Annotated in this window: 15 protein-coding genes; 10 read left to right on the top strand and 5 right to left on the bottom strand. The window is 55.6% G+C overall.

Features of this window, described 5'->3' with window-relative positions:
- Positions 1–52: 52 nt before the first annotated feature.
- From BQ5383_RS05805 to rpe, 5 genes are read right to left on the bottom strand one after another with little or no spacing between them, the layout of a single operon-like run.
- Positions 53–649, bottom strand: coding sequence for an Rnf-Nqr domain containing protein (locus tag BQ5383_RS05805; protein WP_071430238.1), 597 nt, complete (start codon positions 647–649; stop codon positions 53–55).
- Positions 650–677: 28 nt separating this feature from the next.
- Positions 678–1,397 carry an Rnf-Nqr domain containing protein gene (locus BQ5383_RS05800; protein WP_139193367.1) on the bottom strand — a complete coding sequence of 240 codons (720 nt, stop codon included), beginning with the start codon at positions 1,395–1,397 and terminating at the stop codon, positions 678–680.
- Positions 1,321–2,361 carry an RnfABCDGE type electron transport complex subunit D gene (locus tag BQ5383_RS05795; RefSeq protein WP_071430234.1) on the bottom strand — a complete coding sequence of 347 codons (1,041 nt, stop codon included), beginning with the start codon at positions 2,359–2,361 and terminating at the stop codon, positions 1,321–1,323. The genes BQ5383_RS05800 and BQ5383_RS05795 overlap by 77 nt, the downstream gene beginning before the upstream one ends.
- Positions 2,358–3,425: a 4Fe-4S dicluster domain-containing protein gene (locus BQ5383_RS05790; protein WP_071430232.1), complete on the bottom strand. Its 1,068-nt coding sequence runs from the start codon at positions 3,423–3,425 to the stop codon at positions 2,358–2,360. The genes BQ5383_RS05795 and BQ5383_RS05790 overlap by 4 nt, the downstream gene beginning before the upstream one ends.
- A gap of 47 nt (positions 3,426–3,472) precedes the next feature.
- Positions 3,473–4,147, bottom strand: a complete 675-nt coding sequence (rpe, locus tag BQ5383_RS05785) for a ribulose-phosphate 3-epimerase (RefSeq protein WP_338061412.1) — start codon at positions 4,145–4,147, stop codon at positions 3,473–3,475.
- A gap of 214 nt (positions 4,148–4,361) precedes the next feature.
- Between rpe and BQ5383_RS05780 the strand changes: the two genes are divergently transcribed.
- The 10 genes from BQ5383_RS05780 (at position 4,362) to BQ5383_RS05735 (ending at position 14,806) form a co-directional block, all read left to right on the top strand.
- On the top strand, positions 4,362–5,492 hold the full coding sequence (locus BQ5383_RS05780) for an aldo/keto reductase (protein ID WP_071430230.1): 1,131 nt from the start codon (positions 4,362–4,364) through the stop codon (positions 5,490–5,492).
- A gap of 362 nt (positions 5,493–5,854) precedes the next feature.
- Positions 5,855–6,697, top strand: a complete 843-nt coding sequence (locus BQ5383_RS05775) for a sulfide/dihydroorotate dehydrogenase-like FAD/NAD-binding protein (protein WP_071430228.1) — start codon at positions 5,855–5,857, stop codon at positions 6,695–6,697.
- A gap of 1 nt (position 6,698) precedes the next feature.
- On the top strand, positions 6,699–8,096 hold the full coding sequence (gene gltA / locus BQ5383_RS05770) for an NADPH-dependent glutamate synthase (RefSeq protein ID WP_071430226.1): 1,398 nt from the start codon (positions 6,699–6,701) through the stop codon (positions 8,094–8,096).
- A gap of 1,194 nt (positions 8,097–9,290) precedes the next feature.
- Positions 9,291–9,917: a flavodoxin family protein gene (locus BQ5383_RS05765; RefSeq protein ID WP_071430224.1), complete on the top strand. Its 627-nt coding sequence runs from the start codon at positions 9,291–9,293 to the stop codon at positions 9,915–9,917.
- Between the two features lie 29 nt (positions 9,918–9,946).
- Positions 9,947–11,218, top strand: a complete 1,272-nt coding sequence (locus tag BQ5383_RS05760; protein WP_172724593.1) for a DUF1576 domain-containing protein — start codon at positions 9,947–9,949, stop codon at positions 11,216–11,218.
- A gap of 4 nt (positions 11,219–11,222) precedes the next feature.
- On the top strand, positions 11,223–11,570 hold the full coding sequence (locus BQ5383_RS05755) for a hypothetical protein (RefSeq protein WP_071430220.1): 348 nt from the start codon (positions 11,223–11,225) through the stop codon (positions 11,568–11,570).
- A gap of 19 nt (positions 11,571–11,589) precedes the next feature.
- Complete coding sequence (catA, locus tag BQ5383_RS05750; protein WP_071430218.1) at positions 11,590–12,237, top strand: type A chloramphenicol O-acetyltransferase; 648 nt, start codon at positions 11,590–11,592, stop codon at positions 12,235–12,237.
- A gap of 16 nt (positions 12,238–12,253) precedes the next feature.
- Positions 12,254–13,054, top strand: coding sequence for a pyrroline-5-carboxylate reductase (gene proC / locus BQ5383_RS05745; RefSeq protein ID WP_071430216.1), 801 nt, complete (start codon positions 12,254–12,256; stop codon positions 13,052–13,054).
- Positions 13,055–13,394: 340 nt separating this feature from the next.
- Entirely contained in the window at positions 13,395–13,859 is a 465-nt protein-coding gene (gene bcp, locus BQ5383_RS05740; protein WP_071430214.1) for a thioredoxin-dependent thiol peroxidase, read from the top strand.
- An 86-nt stretch (positions 13,860–13,945) separates the two neighbouring features.
- The gene (locus BQ5383_RS05735) at positions 13,946–14,806 is read left to right on the top strand and encodes a YihY/virulence factor BrkB family protein (RefSeq protein ID WP_172724592.1); all 861 of its coding nucleotides are present in this window, start codon (positions 13,946–13,948) and stop codon (positions 14,804–14,806) included.
- Positions 14,807–14,880: the final 74 nt, after the last annotated feature.

Genomic DNA, 14,880 nt, shown 5'->3' with positions numbered 1-14,880 from the left:
GAGGTCCCCCACAGGGGACAGGATAAATGGGCTGCCGCCCAGACACTGTATATCACAGCGCCAGCTGATGCCCCACGATGCCGAAAAGGGCCAGGGAAATCAAGCCGAAATAAACAAGAGCGATAGGGGCTCCCTGAAGGGAGGCCGGCACCTGGTTCATCTGCAGCTGCCGATTGAGGGTGTGATGAAGCAGCAAGGCCAGCAGATAGCCTGCTCCCACCCCTATGCCGTAAGCCAGGGTTTGAGGCAGATCATAGGAGCTGAAGCAGAGCACCAGCATGGTGCCCAGGGGAACAAAGGAACAGGCCAGAGCTACCCGGGGATGGAGGGCAGGACATTTGGCAGCAAGATTATTGTGACGGCAAAGAAAGTAGAAAGGCAAAAACAGCGCCAGATAGATGATCAGGCATACAGGAGGACGCATCAGCGTGGAAAGGTGCAAAAGCCTTTCTGAACAGATGCGGCCAAGCCAGCCGCTCAAAGCAGCCAGCAGGGACAGCAGCGATACCACCAGACCCCGCTGAAGGATCACACGGGGCGGGTCGGAGCCGTCCAGCAAGATGCCGTGTCCAAAAGCCCGGGAAAACACTACATTTTCTCCCAAAGCGGCAGTGAGGCCCACGGCCAGAAGGGACCAGAACAATTCCATGGGATTATACTCCTTTCAGGCAGAGGTCTCAACGGGCTCTGCGGCGATGAAGAACGGCGTACAGGCTGCGGAAATACCGCAGCAGACCGATCAGCAGCCCCAGCAGAATCAAACCGAAAAAGGGCATTTTGGCCCCTTCCAGCGTGAAGCCGGAGGGCAGCAGAGAAATCCCCCACACCTGTCCATATGCCAGCAGCTCCCGTACAAAGCCGACGACCCCTGTCACCAGAGCGAACAGCAGCACAAACTGCATGGCCCAGCCTGCCGCTCCCTGGGCGGTGCGGACCTTCTTTTCAGAAAACACCGCCGCCACCACGGAATAAGAGGCGAACAGGAACAGATATAACCCCAGGGAATCCAGTGCCAAAGGAAACAAACGGGGCAGCAGCACCGAAGCGAGGCAGGCCATGGCCATGGAAGAGAGGGTGCATAAAGGCACCTCGATCCATCGGGGCAGCCCCGCTTTTTCCCGCAGGCAGAAGCGCAGCAGGGAAGCGGGCAGCAGGGTCATCAGCAGTGCCAGGGTCATGGCCGCGCTGTTTTTGAGGGTGGTTGCGCCAACTGCGGCAAAGGGCCCCGCAAAGGCCGTGATGGCGACAATACCGCTGCGGGCGAAGAAGGCATCCTCATGAGGGTCCTTGGGCAGCACCGCCGCTGTGTTCTGGGGCCGGTCAGCCCTGGGCTTCCGGGGCGGCTTCATCGTCATCCGGTCCGAAGTCGTTGGATGCGTGTTCTCCTGCTTTTTCATAGGCGCGCCTCCTTTCTCTGGTGCAATAGGCTTCCGCCGCCAGATCAAAGAGAGGAACAAAGGCGTTCATCAGCAGCAGCGCGAAGGGAAACATCATTTCATAACCGCCGAAGCGGGTGAGCAATGCACACAGGATGCCCGAAAAGACAGCATATAGTCCTTTGGCCACACCCCGGATGGGAGTGGTTACCGGATCGGTAAACAGGAATACGCCGAAAAACACCACTGGGGTGAAAAACAGTTCGTTGACCACCGACGTCAGTCCCTCGGACATTCCCCGGGGAAACAGCAGGCTGCACAGAGCCACTGTCCCCAGCATCAGCAGCGGCTGAAGGAAATGAATGGTGCGCCGGGCAGCCAGATACAGTCCGCAGGCGGCAATGACAAGGACATTGGTGGTGCCCATGGGGCCGGCGATAACGCCCTGAAGCAGCGTACCGGCATCCAGCCGGGGCACGCCTCCCACATACAGGGTATAAGCGGGGCCGGAGGTGAGCAGAGCGGAAACGTTGCCCACGGTTTCCAGCGGGGTAAAGGGAGTGGGGTAGGCAAACATCGTCCCGCCCCAGCAGACAATGGCAAAGGCGACGCCGGCAGCGGCGGGGTTAAAGATGTTGTTGCCCAGTCCGCCGAAAGCCTGCTTGACGATACAGATGGCGAACAGACCCGCTACCACCGGCACCCGATAAGGGATGGAAGCAGGCATCATCAAGGGAATCAGCATCCCGGTGACCACTGCCGACAGGTCCAGCAGCTGCGGTTTCCGTCCCCGCAGCAGCGTGCAGGCGTGATCAGCAGCCAGACAGACAGCCACTGAAACCGCCCCCAGTATCAGCGCTCTGCGGCCATAATAATACCACGCCATAAAGTAAACCGCCGCCAGGGTAACGATCATGTCCAGCATAACAGTGCGGTTGCTGCGTCCCCCGCGGATATGGGGGGCAGTACGGGAAGAAAGCTTCATGTGGCGCTCCTCCTTCCACGGCGGTATTCCTTGATCGCCTCAGCGATTTCCAGCCGGGCGGGGCACTCAAAGCTGCAGCACATACACTCGATGCAATGCTTGTAGTCCAACGCTTCTGTCTCCCGCTCCAGCCCCTGCTGGATGCTTCGGTACAGCATCATGGGATTGAGCCCCATGGGACAGACCTGAACGCACCGGCCGCACCGGATGCAGGGAGAACGGTCGGTCTGCTCCTTATCCCGAAAGGCAAGCACACCCCTGGTGGTTACCGTTACAAGGGCCTTATCCGTGTCAGAAACAGATTGGCCTGTCATGGAACCGCCCACCACCACACGGGTAGGAGTTTCCGTCAGACCGCAGCGGTCCAGCACATCAGTTACCGGCAGACCCAGGCTAACCTCCAGATTGCAGGGATGGGCGACACAGTTGCCCCCCACGGTGAGAAAGGCGGTGGTTTGGGCAAGGCCCTGAAATACCGCCCGATGCAGATGGATCAGCGCGCAGCTGCCCAGATAAAGATAGCGTTTGCCCTCTTCCTCCACCAGACTGTAGCCGCTGCGGATCTCAGTGGGATAAAACCCTCCAATGCGCCGTACCCGGATCCCTTCAATGGATCGGGGAATTTTTATTTCCAGGTCGGCCATATTCCGGTAAACCTCAATAATACCGCTGTCCGCAGCGGTAATGGCTTTGCAGGCCAAACGAAGGCCGCTGACGCATTCCTCCCGGAAACGAAGCAGAGGCCCCAGCTGACTGGACAGATAGGGTTCGTCATCCACCGCGTCCACACGAATGAATACTCCCTTGGCTACACAAGCCTTCAGCTTTTTAAACAGGGGAAGGCCGTCCCGTTCATCAATAATGCCGGCCGCTTTGGCGGCACGGATGATCTCAAAGGGCTCCACATGCTCCAGATCCGGATATACCGGCTGGCCCTCCATCCGCTGCGGCTCCGGGGTATTGGTCAGCAGGTCCAGAGGCTGGGACAAAGCCGGCTCCTTGTGCTGCTCCATGGGAATACCCCGATGAAAGACCCCCATTGGGGGCAGTTTCAGACGCTTCATGAAAAACTCCTTGCAAAACGGCGCTGAGCGCCGGTCATGGGAAAAAATCAAATGCCGGCAGCCTGTCCGGCCAGCTGACGCAGAGCGGAAATTTCCGCTTCATAGTCCGCCTTGCCGAAGATGGCGGAACCGGCCACAAAACAGTCGGCTCCCGCCTCCGCGCACAGGGCGATGGTATCTCTGGCCACGCCGCCGTCCACCTGAACCATCAGGTCGCTGCGGCCCAGGCGGTCCGCTTCCCGGCGGATGGCAGTTACCTTGGGCATCATCTCACCACGGAACTTTTGACCGCCGAAGCCGGGCTCCACAGTCATTACCAGTACCAGATCCACCCGGTCCAGCCAGGGAAACACTGCTTCCGCTGGGGTGCCGGGGCGGAGGGAAATGCCCGCTTTGAGCCCCAGCCGGTGGATGGCGTCAATCGTCTCACCAGGGTCGCCTTCCGCTTCCACATGGAAAGTGATCAGATCTGCCCCGGCCTTGGCCAGGTCCTCCAGGTAACGCTGAGGCTGCGAGATCATGATGTGTACATCAAAAAACAGCCGGCAGCATTTCCGCAGAGAAGCAATCACCGGCATTCCAAAGGAAATATTGGGAACAAAATGGCCGTCCATGACATCCAGATGGAGCATATCCGCTCCGGCGGCTTCGATGGCGGCGGTTTCCTGGCTCAGGCGGGAAAAATCCGCGGCCAGCAAAGAGGGGGAGATCTTCATCTCCATAAAGGCGCACCTCCTGACACACTGTAGAACAAGGAATGAAAAAGCCTGTAATCTATCATATTTTACCGTATTCAGCCCAAAAGGTCAATGTTTGCCTCCCCTTACCCCTGTGAACAGTCTGTAAAACATGGGAAGAAAAAATTTGCCAGCCGCCGCTGTTTGTGCTATGCTGACATTATAATTTATCATACAGTATCTGAGGAGGGATATCTCCATGCTGACACGGAGTTTCTATCCAGGTGGACGGCCCCATTCCCTGCTGGGCTTCGGAGCGATGCGCCTGCCGGTGGATGAACAGGGGAAAATTTGCTATCAGCAGGCCAAGGAAATGGTGGACCGGGCCATCGCCGGAGGGATCAACTATTTTGATACCGCCTATCCTTACCATCAGCAGACTTCTGAGGCTTTTCTGGGAAAAGCCCTGGCCGACCACCCCCGGGACAGCTATCTGCTGGCGGACAAGCTGCCGGTATGGCTGCTGGAGAAAGCGGAAGATGTCCCCCGTTTGTTTCATCAGCAGCTGGAGCGGTGTCAGGTGGAGTATTTCGACTGTTATCTCTGTCATGCCCTGGATGCGGAACGGCTGGAAATCATTCAAAAGTACCAGGTCCTTCCTCAGCTGGAGCAGCTGAAAAAAGAGGGGAAGATCGGTCTGCTGGGATTTTCTTTCCACGACAAGCCGGAGGTGCTTCGCCAGGCGCTGGAGCTGCATCATTGGGATTTTTGCCAGCTCCAGCTGAACTATGCTGACTGGGCTGTGGAGGATGCACGGCAGCTGTATGAGCTGACGGTGGAGTTCGGTGTGCCGGTCATCGTTATGGAGCCGGTGCGGGGCGGCTTTCTGGCACAGCCTCCCCAGCAGGTAGCGGATATCCTCCGTCAGGGTTCAGACCGGTCCATGGCCAGCTGGGCACTGCGCTTTGTGGCCAGTCTGCCCAATGTCAGCCTGGTTCTCAGCGGTATGACTACCATGGAACAGCTGGAGGATAATATGGCGACCTTCAGTGATCCTAGGCTGCCCCTTACAGAGGAAGAACAGAAGCTGGTCGCCCAGGCGGGAGAGGCCCTCAAGGGACTGAGGAGCATTCCCTGCACCGGATGCCGCTACTGCGTCCCCTGCCCAATGGGGGTGGATATCCCTGAGATATTTCATATTTATAATTCCGTCAAGCTTTTCGGCAAGGGCTTGGGGGGATACAAGGAACTGCTGGAACGCAAGGCCGGAGCGGATCAATGTATCTTGTGCGGCAGCTGCGCCAGAGCCTGCCCTCAGGGGCTGACCATTCCGGGGCTGCTGGAGAAGGTCCATCTGGAGCTGAAGGAGCGGCTGGAGCAAAAGAAATGAAAACGATGGAAAAGATCGGTGAGCGCCCTCGCCGGTCTTTTTTTTCACAGGCAAAAGGTGCCGAAAAAACAGGTGTACTTTGCTGAAAAGTGAGAATTTTTTTCAGGGATTCTGCAATATTTCTGTCTGTGGCCCGGTTTCCAAACGCTTTGGTTCATGCTATAATAATCAGCAGGCCGACAACGGAAGCGGTTTTTTTAGGAAGCGCTTCTGCCTGTATTTTGTCCCTCGGCTGGAAGGCTTACATCTGTGAGCCCTGTAAACCAGAGCAGTTTTTATTGGCTCTGGAATGCCGCCCAAGCAGGCGGACGTGTTTTTTATACCTTTTATAAATAAGAGATTCAGAAGCGAGGCGAATTGCATTGTATCAGATCCTGGAAAAACAGGCGCTCAATCCCACTGTCACAAAGATGGTCATTGAAGCGCCCCTGGTGGCGAAAAAAGCCCAACCGGGACAATTCATCATCTTCCGGGCTTCGGAGGATGGGGAGCGGGTGCCGCTGACCATTGCCGACTATGACCGGGAAAAGGGTACTGTCACCATTATTTTTCAGATTGTGGGCGGCGCTACCATGGAGCTCAACGCGCTGGAAGAAGGGGACAGTCTGGTGGATTTTGTAGGTCCTCTGGGCACCCCCAGTAAGCTGGAAGGACTGAAAAAGGTGGCTGTGGTAGGCGGCGGTGTGGGCTGCGCTATCGCTTATCCTGTGGCCAAACGCCTCCATGAGCTGGGAGCCCAGGTCCACAGTGTGGTGGGCTTCCGTAATAAAGATCTGGTGATTTTGGAGCCGGAATTTGAAGCGGTTTCCGCCTTGGTGGCCAAGATGTCCGACGATGGCAGCTGGGGTGAAAAGGGACTGGTGACCAACGCCCTGGAGAAGCTGATCCAGGAAGGCAACCAGTACGACGAAGTGATTGCCATCGGGCCGCTTGTGATGATGAAATTTGTCTGCCAGCTGACCAAGAAATACGGCGTCAAAACCACCGTTTCCATGAACCCCATTATGATCGACGGCACCGGTATGTGCGGCGGCTGCCGTTTGACAGTGGGAGGAGAGATGAAGTTCGCTTGTGTGGATGGTCCGGACTTTGACGGGCATCAGGTGGATTTTGACGAGGCGATGCACCGGGGCGGAATGTATCGGGAGTTTGAGGCCCACGCCCGGGAAGAGGCCTGTCATCTGCTGAAAAAGGAGGTGGAGTGAGATGGCTAATATGAATCCAAAGAAATGTCCCATGCCGGTGCAGGACCCGGTGGTGCGCAGCGGCAATTTTAACGAAGTGGCCCTGGGCTACACTTATGAAATGGCGGTGGAGGAGGCGAAGCGCTGCCTCCATTGTCCCAAGAAGCCCTGTGTTTCCGGCTGCCCGGTGGGCATTGACATTCCTGCCTTTATCCAGAAGGTAGCGCAGGAAGATATGGAAGGGGCTTATGCTGTCCTCTCCGCCGCCAGCACACTTCCCGCTGTCTGCGGACGTGTCTGTCCTCAGGAGAACCAGTGTGAGGGCAAATGTGTCCGGGGCGTCAAAGGGGAGAGCGTGGCCATTGGCCGTCTGGAACGGTTCGTGGCGGACTGGCACCGGCAGCACAGCGAGGAAAAACCTGTAAAGCCGCCTTTTAACGGCCATCGGGTAGCGGTGGTGGGCTCCGGTCCCTCCGGTCTGACCGCCGCGGGAGATCTGGCCAAAATGGGGTATAAAGTTACCGTTTATGAGGCCTTACATACCCCCGGCGGCGTGCTGGTCTACGGTATTCCCGAGTTCCGTCTGCCCAAGGATATCGTCCGTCAGGAGATCGATGGGCTGCGGGAACTGGGGGTGGATGTGGAGACAGACATCGTCATCGGCAAAACCCTCACCATCGATGAGCTTTTTGAGATGGGCAATGAGGCAGTCTTTATCGGTTCCGGCGCTGGACTGCCCCGGTTCATGGGCATCCCCGGCGAGAGCCTCAACGGTGTTTACTCCGCCAATGAGTTCCTGACCCGCATCAATCTGATGAAAGCCTACCGCCCAGACAGCAAGACCCCGGTGCAGCACGCCAAACGGGTGGCGGTAGTGGGCGGCGGCAACGTTGCCATGGACGCGGCCCGGTGCGCCAAACGCCTGGGAGCGGAAGAAGTGTATATCGTTTACCGCCGGGGCATGGAGGAACTGCCTGCCCGGGCCGAGGAAATAGAGCACGCTGTGGAGGAGGGGATCATCTTCAAGACCCTCTCCAACCCCATCGAAGTGTTGGGGGACGAAAAAGGCATGGTCAAAGGTATTGTCTGCCAGGAGATGGAGCTGGGTGAGCCGGACGCTTCCGGGCGCCGCCGTCCTGTCCCCAAGGAAGGATGCACCTTTACGCTGGATGTGGACTGTATGATCATGTCCATCGGCACCAGCCCCAATCCCCTGATCCGCAGCACCACTCCCGGACTGGAGACCAACCGCCACGGCTGCATTGTCACCAACGGCGATGATGGCCTCACCACCAGAGAGGGCGTTTACGCCGGAGGAGACGCCGTCACCGGCGCCGCCACTGTCATTCTGGCTATGGGAGCCGGCAAGAATGCCGCTGCCGCCATTGACCGGTATATCAAGGGTAAAGAGCAGGGCTGAGAAACGTTCTGATCTGATGATTTAAATTAAAAATGCAGGCCCCTGGGATATTTCCCGGGGGCTTTGGTGTGTCTGACAAGGTGCGGGTGCAGGGTGCTGGCCTGTGATTGGGAGTGGATAGATCGGAAGTTTTGGGGAGGGGGTTACGCCCAAAGGGACTTTTGCTGGGTTGAAGTCCATTCCACATGCCTGGCAGAGATGGTGCCTCTTATCTGGCTGAAGTTTAATCAAAGGATTGTGCCAAGGGATGCGCCCAAAGGGACTTGTCCCTTTGGAAACCCATTGTTGTGGCTGCAGCGGGTGGGTTAGTCCGGGAAAGTGCCTGCCGATGTTTTGGACTGTACCTTTTAGTTTTAAAGGAACGGGCAGGAGGGATAGTTTCTGCTCCTGTCATGGCAGAGGCAGAACCGTCCGCTCGCCGGTTGTCCGGGTAAAGCCGGACAATCCACTCGCTGCTTTTGGACGGGGATTGCTCCTTTATCCAGGATGCCTGTTGGGTAAAAGTTGGTGACGGGGGTTACACCCAAAGGGACTTGTCCCTTTGGAAACCCGCGTCGCGGTGGACTGCGCTACTCTCGGAACACCCAATTGAGAATTGGGCATTCCTCGACCGCTCCGTCACCGCTCCTTCTCCCCAAAAGGTCCCGCTTGCTTCGGCTGCTCGGTTGCCTGTACCCTTTAGGGGTAACAAGCGCCCTCACAACGCCTTCGCTGCGCTATCAACCTTTTGGGGGCGGGAGTGATTTTCATTTCATAAGGAAAAAAGGGAAGGTACCTGCCACTGTTTTGGCCGGTACCTTTTAGTGCTAAGGGGAACGGATGTGAGGAATGGTTTCTGTTCTTATTCTGAAAGAGGTGGTACCGCCCGCTCGCTATTTGCCCGGGTAAAGCCGGACAAAGCCGCTCGCTGTTTACTGCGGGAGAAAGGTTCTGTCTTTTGATTACTTGGAACTTGCCGGAAGATGGCTGCGGGAAAAAGATGCCGGGAAGCTTGGCCTTTGGACGCAGAATGCCCTGCCGGCAGAGCTTTCTTCAATTCGGCCGGAGATTGCTTTTGGTTTTTTTCCACGGGTGACATTTGGCGGTGAGAAAGAAAAGGCGCATTGTCAAGGCCGCGGATGATATGGTATGATAAAAATGATTAAAATCGCCCTTTCCGGAACAAATCCAGAGGGCTAGTGAGGAGGAAGAAGGATGAAGGTATTACTGATCAATGGCAGCCCCAGAGCAAAAGGATGTACCTACACGGCACTGATGGCCGTGGCGGCCCAATTGGAGCGGGAGGGTCTGGAATGGGAGCTGGTTCAGCTGGGAAACGGTCCGGTGAGGGACTGCATCGCCTGTGGAAAATGTAAAGAGGGCGGCGGGTGTATTTTCCGTGATGATCCGGTAAACGATATCATTGAAAAAGCCCGTCAGGCGGATGGTTTTGTCTTTGGTACCCCCGTTTACTATGCCCATCCCAGCGGACGGGTCCTGTCCATTCTGGACCGGGTCTTTTACGCTGGAGGAAAAGCCTTTGCCTTCAAACCGGGGGCTTCTGTGGCTTCGGCACGCCGGGCAGGAACTACCGCCTCCATTGATGTAATGAACAAATATTTCACCATTTGCAATATGCCGGTGGTCTCCTCCAGCTACTGGAATATGGTCCATGGAAATACCCCCGAGGAAGTTTTGCAGGACGCGGAGGGGCTGCAAACCATGGAAAATCTGGCCCGGAATATGGCATGGCTGCTGCGGTGCATCCAGGCGGGCCGGGACAGCGGTTTGTCTTTGCCTCAGCTGCGCAGGGACAGCCGCACAAACTTCATCCGTCCGTAAACACAGTACAGAGAAAAAGGGGGATGTATATGACGGCATCGCTTTCCGCCTTCAAGAAACATCTGACGGGGGACCCGATGCGTACGGTGATGGCAGCGCTCAACCTCAGTCTGTTTATAGCCGCTTTTTTACTGGAAGCCCCGGAAAAGGTGCTTGCGGGCTTTTGGACCATCCAGCTTGCCCCTTGCGGTCTGATTACCGATTATATGGCTTTGGCAGGGCCGGGAGCAGCTTTCTTCAATGCCGGTTGTGTGATGCTGGTGGGCTTTTTGCTGACCCTGGTGCTGCGCCTCCGCTACACAGGCGGTACTGTGGCCAGTCTCAGCCTGATGGCAGGCTTTGCCCTGTTCGGCAAAAACGCGCTCAATATCCTCCCCATTCTGGCGGGGGTATGGCTCTATGCCCGCTATCAGAGGGAAAAAATGAGCCGATATATTTATATCGCTCTTTTTGGTACCTGCCTGGGGCCGGTGGTCAGCGAATTTGCGGTTTATGCTCCTCTGCCGCTGCCTCTGCGGTTGATCGGCGCTGTGGGGGCTGGACTGTTTATCGGATTTATCCTGCCCCCCATCGCCTCCTATACCCTGCGGATTCATCAGGGCTACAATCTTTATAATATAGGTTTTGCTGCCGGAATTGTGGGGCTGATGGTGATGTCTTTGAGCAAATCCATCGGCTATGCACCCAATACTCCGCTGCTTTGGGCAACGGGGTATAATGTACCGATGGCAATATATCTGACAGTGGTATTCGGCACAATGCTGGCAGTGGGTTTTCTCTGTAATGGACACAAATTGCGGGGATTGTGGCGTATCACCCGCCATTCCGGACGCTCGGTGGCGGACTTTGTGGCCATGGATGGATTTGCAGTTACTTTGATGAATATGGGCTTGGTGGGATTGTTTTCCACTGCCTATATGCTGGCTATCGGAGGAGATCTCAATGGTCCCACTTTGGGAGGCATTTTCACGGTAATGGGCTTTGGAGCCTTTGGAAAGCATTTAAAGAACATTACGCCCGTTATGCTGGGAGTGGTGCTGGGCTCCTTTTTCAAGGTGTGGACTATGACCACGCCGTCAGTGCAGATTGCGGCGCTGTTCTGCACCGCGCTGGCGCCCATTGCCGGAGAGTATGGCTTTATATGGGGCCTGGCGGCGGGGCTGATCCATTCTTCGGTAGTGCTGTGCGTGGGAGCCCTTCACGGAGGACTGAACCTTTATAACAACGGTTTTTCTGCCGGACTGGTCTGCATTATTTTGATTCCACTGATTGAAGTGTTCCAGAAGGAGAAAGGAATCTGAACCAATGAAGCATATCCGCAAACGTATTTCCAAAATTATTGATGAAATGATGCTGTTCTTCTTTTCTGTAGGCGGCCAGAAAATTCATATTGATTATGAACATCTGGATGTGGGATACCGCATCGCTATGGAAAGTGATTATGATCCGGCCAGCCGGGAGGACCTGGAGCATTTGGACCGATATCTCAATGGCCCCAAGGATGAATCCATTTTGGAATATTACTGGGAGCTGGCGGGAGAACGGGAAAGCGGCCGGGACAGTGAGCTGTATTTGGTAGGTCAGATGATCGACAAGGCGGATATCCGGGTGGAAGAAAACAAAGTGACAGTGGTGCTGGAAAAGTGTTTTTAAATAAAATGGAGGGGAAAAGATGACCTTTACACCTGTTCCTGGGCAGAATTGGAAGCGGCAGGAATATTTTGACCACTATTTTTATCAGGTCCCCTGTACCTACAGTATGACGGTGGAGCTGGACGTGACCGCTGTCCGAAAGGCTCAGCGGCGGCTGTATCCAGCGATGCTCCATCTTTTGGCTATGGTGGTCAATCGCCATGAGGAGTTCCGCATGGCCATAGGTCCCGATGGGAAACCCGGCGTGTATAGTGAAATGCATCCCTGCTACACCATTTTTCACCCCGAAGACGAGACTTTCTCCAACATATGGACCCTCTATGACCCGGATTGGCAGGTCTTTTTGAAACGGTATGAAGAGGACAAGCGACTGTATGGGGAAAATCGTGGCATGACAGCCAAAGAAAACGTACCTGAAAATACTTTTCCAGTTTCCATGATCCCCTGGGCCTCCTTTACTGCGTTCAACCTCAACCTGCAAAAGGGCTATGATTACCTGCCCCCTATTTTCACCATGGGAAAACTGAGCCAGAGGGGAGACCGGTGGCTGCTGCCGCTGGCGGCGCAGGTCCATCACAGTGTTTGCGACGGCTTTCATTTGAGCCGGTTTCTCTCTGAGCTTCAGCAGGAACTGGACAGAATGGAATCATTGATTCCCAGGCAATAAGAAAGGAAGACAAGAGATGAGCGATATCCATGAAATAAAAATCGGCTTTATCGGCTTTGGCAATATGGCTCAGGCCATGGCGGCGGGACTTTTGCGGGGTGGGCAAACCCCCGCGGGGCAAATTTTTGCCTGCGCCCGGGATTGGGATAAACTCTGCCGCAACACCCAGCCCTTTGGGATGATTCCGGTACATACCGCTGATGAGCTGGTGCAGCAGGCGGATGTGGTGGTCCTGGCGGTCAAGCCCTATCAGATCAGCGATGTGGTCCGGCCTATTGGGGAACTTCTGGCGGGAAAGATCGTGATTTCCCTGGCGGCAGGATACCCTTTTGACCGGCTGGAGCAGGATCTTCTTCCTGGTACCCATCATCTCAGTACAGTGCCCAATACCCCCGTTTCAGTGGGAGAAGGGATTATTATCTGTGAACAGAAGCATTCCCTGACAGCGGAGGAATATGGTTTGGTGGAAAAGCTGTTTGCGCCTTTGGGGCTGATGCAGCCGGTGGAAACCCACCTGATGGGTATTGCCGGCACGGTCAGCGGCTGTGGCCCCGCCTTTGTCAGCATGTTTATGGAGGCGCTGGGAGACGCGGGAGTGATGCATGGACTGCCCCGGGCTACCGCTTATCGGCTGGCAGGACAGATGGTGGCAGGCACCGGAAAGCTGCTGGTGGAGCGGGGAGACCATCCCGGCGCGATGAAGGATGCTGTCTGCTCTCCAGCGGGAACCACCATCGTGGGGGTGGCCGCTTTGGAAAGAAAGGGCCTTCGCTCCGCTGTCATCGATGCTGTGGACGCGATACAGAACAAAAAATGAATTTTTGCCATAGAGCCGCCGGCAATGGCTAAATCCTCCGGCGCAGAAAGAGGGCCCCTTCAGAGACGGACCAGAGCCGTTGGAGGGACCCTTTTCATGTTTTCGGCATTTTTTCGGGGAAGTCTTGTTATTTGTCTGTGCAAACGGTACAATAGAATATCATGCGGATTACCCCTTGCGGCCTTTTTCCCCGTTTGAAAGCGGGCGGCGGATAGCGGAGGAAACCCGGTGCGTCACCGGGTACCTGTGCGCTGGATCAAAATGCTGCGGGCTTTGGGAACAAAGGAGCAAATGGGGAATCCTTACCTGTGATGAGGATCAACTGGAAGGAGTGTTTTTTATGTTGGAACAGGGGACCAAGGCTCCTGATTTTACCCTGATGGATCAGCAGGGACAGAGCGTTTCCTTATCTGATTTCCGGGGACAGAAAGTGGTTCTGTATTTTTATCCCAGAGACAACACCCCAGGCTGTACCAAGCAGGCTTGTGCGTTTGCCTCTGTCTGGGAGCAATTCCAGCAGCTGGGTGTGCCGGTGCTGGGGGTGAGCAAGGACAGTGTGGCCAGCCATCAGAAATTTGCGGAGAAGTATCAGCTTCCCTTTATCCTTCTGTCCGATCCGGAGCTGACGGTGCTCAATGCCTACGGCGTCTGGCAGGAGAAGAAGCTGTATGGAAAAGTGTCCATGGGAGTGGTGAGAAGCACCTATCTGATCAGTGAGGAAGGCTTGATCGAAAAAGTGTGGCCCAAGGTCAAGCCGGAACAGAATGCCGGTGAGATTCTGGAGTGGCTGCGGAAAGAAGAGTAACAGACTGTTTTTTTCTTCCTTTCCGGCATAAAATAAGTGAAATGCCTTCTTTTTCCACAGCGGACCTGAAAGGAGGAAAGCCCCTGATGCGTCCCATCCCCTTCAAAAAACCTAAAAATAAATTCTTCCGCCTGGCGGAAGCCTTGGTGCGGCGTTATTTCAACCATGATGTGGGAAAATCCGCCGCCGCTTTGACCTATTATTTTATCTTTTCCTTTTTTCCGTTTCTGATCTTCCTCAGCAGCCTTTTGGGACGATTGAACCTCAACCCTCTGCCGGTGGAGGAGCTGCGGGCCATCATCCCCGATGATGTGCTCAATCTGGTGAATATGTATCTGGAATACGTCTCCGAAAACCAGAGCCAGGCGCTGCTGATTTTCGGACTGGTGTTCTCCATCTGGTTTCCCATGCGGGCCGTATCCTCTCTGATGGATGATATCAATAAGGCCTGGCACATCACCCGCCGCCGCAGCCCCATCGCCCGGCAGCTGGTGGTGCTGGCGATGACGGTAGGAGTGCTGCTGACCATTGTCCTGTCTCTGGTGCTGACCATGGCAGGCAGTTGGCTGCTGACCTTTTTGGCCAGATTCATTCATATCCCCTTGGATACCATCCGGATCTGGGATCTGCTCCGCTTTTTCCTGCTGGGTACGGTGATGCTGGTGCTGATTTCCCTTTTGTATCTGTTGGCTCCTAACAAGCCCATGCGTCCGGCGGATGTCATTCCCGGTACCATCGCCACCCTGGTTTGTTGGCTGGCTTTTTCGGCGGCGTTTTCCTTCTATGTGGAAAATATCGCCCGGTATTCCCTTCTTTACGGCTCCATCGGTGGTATCATTGTGCTGCTGATGTGGCTGTACGCCCTGTCGGTGGTGCTGATCATGGGTTCGGAGCTCAATGGCGCTCTGGCAGAGCTGCGGGGAAAAACAGGTTCGGGAGAAAAGTGAATGTTCTTTGCCGCCGGCAGGCAAACTTTTCTGAAGAACAAAAACAGCAGCGGCCTGACCTTTTTCATGGAACC

Source organism: Angelakisella massiliensis (assembly GCF_900104675.1).
In the GTDB taxonomy this organism is placed as follows: Bacteria; Bacillota; Clostridia; order Oscillospirales; family Ruminococcaceae; genus Angelakisella; species Angelakisella massiliensis.
The sequence above is the reverse complement of the archived record's forward strand: the minus strand, read 5'-3'. Positions and strand labels throughout refer to the sequence as shown.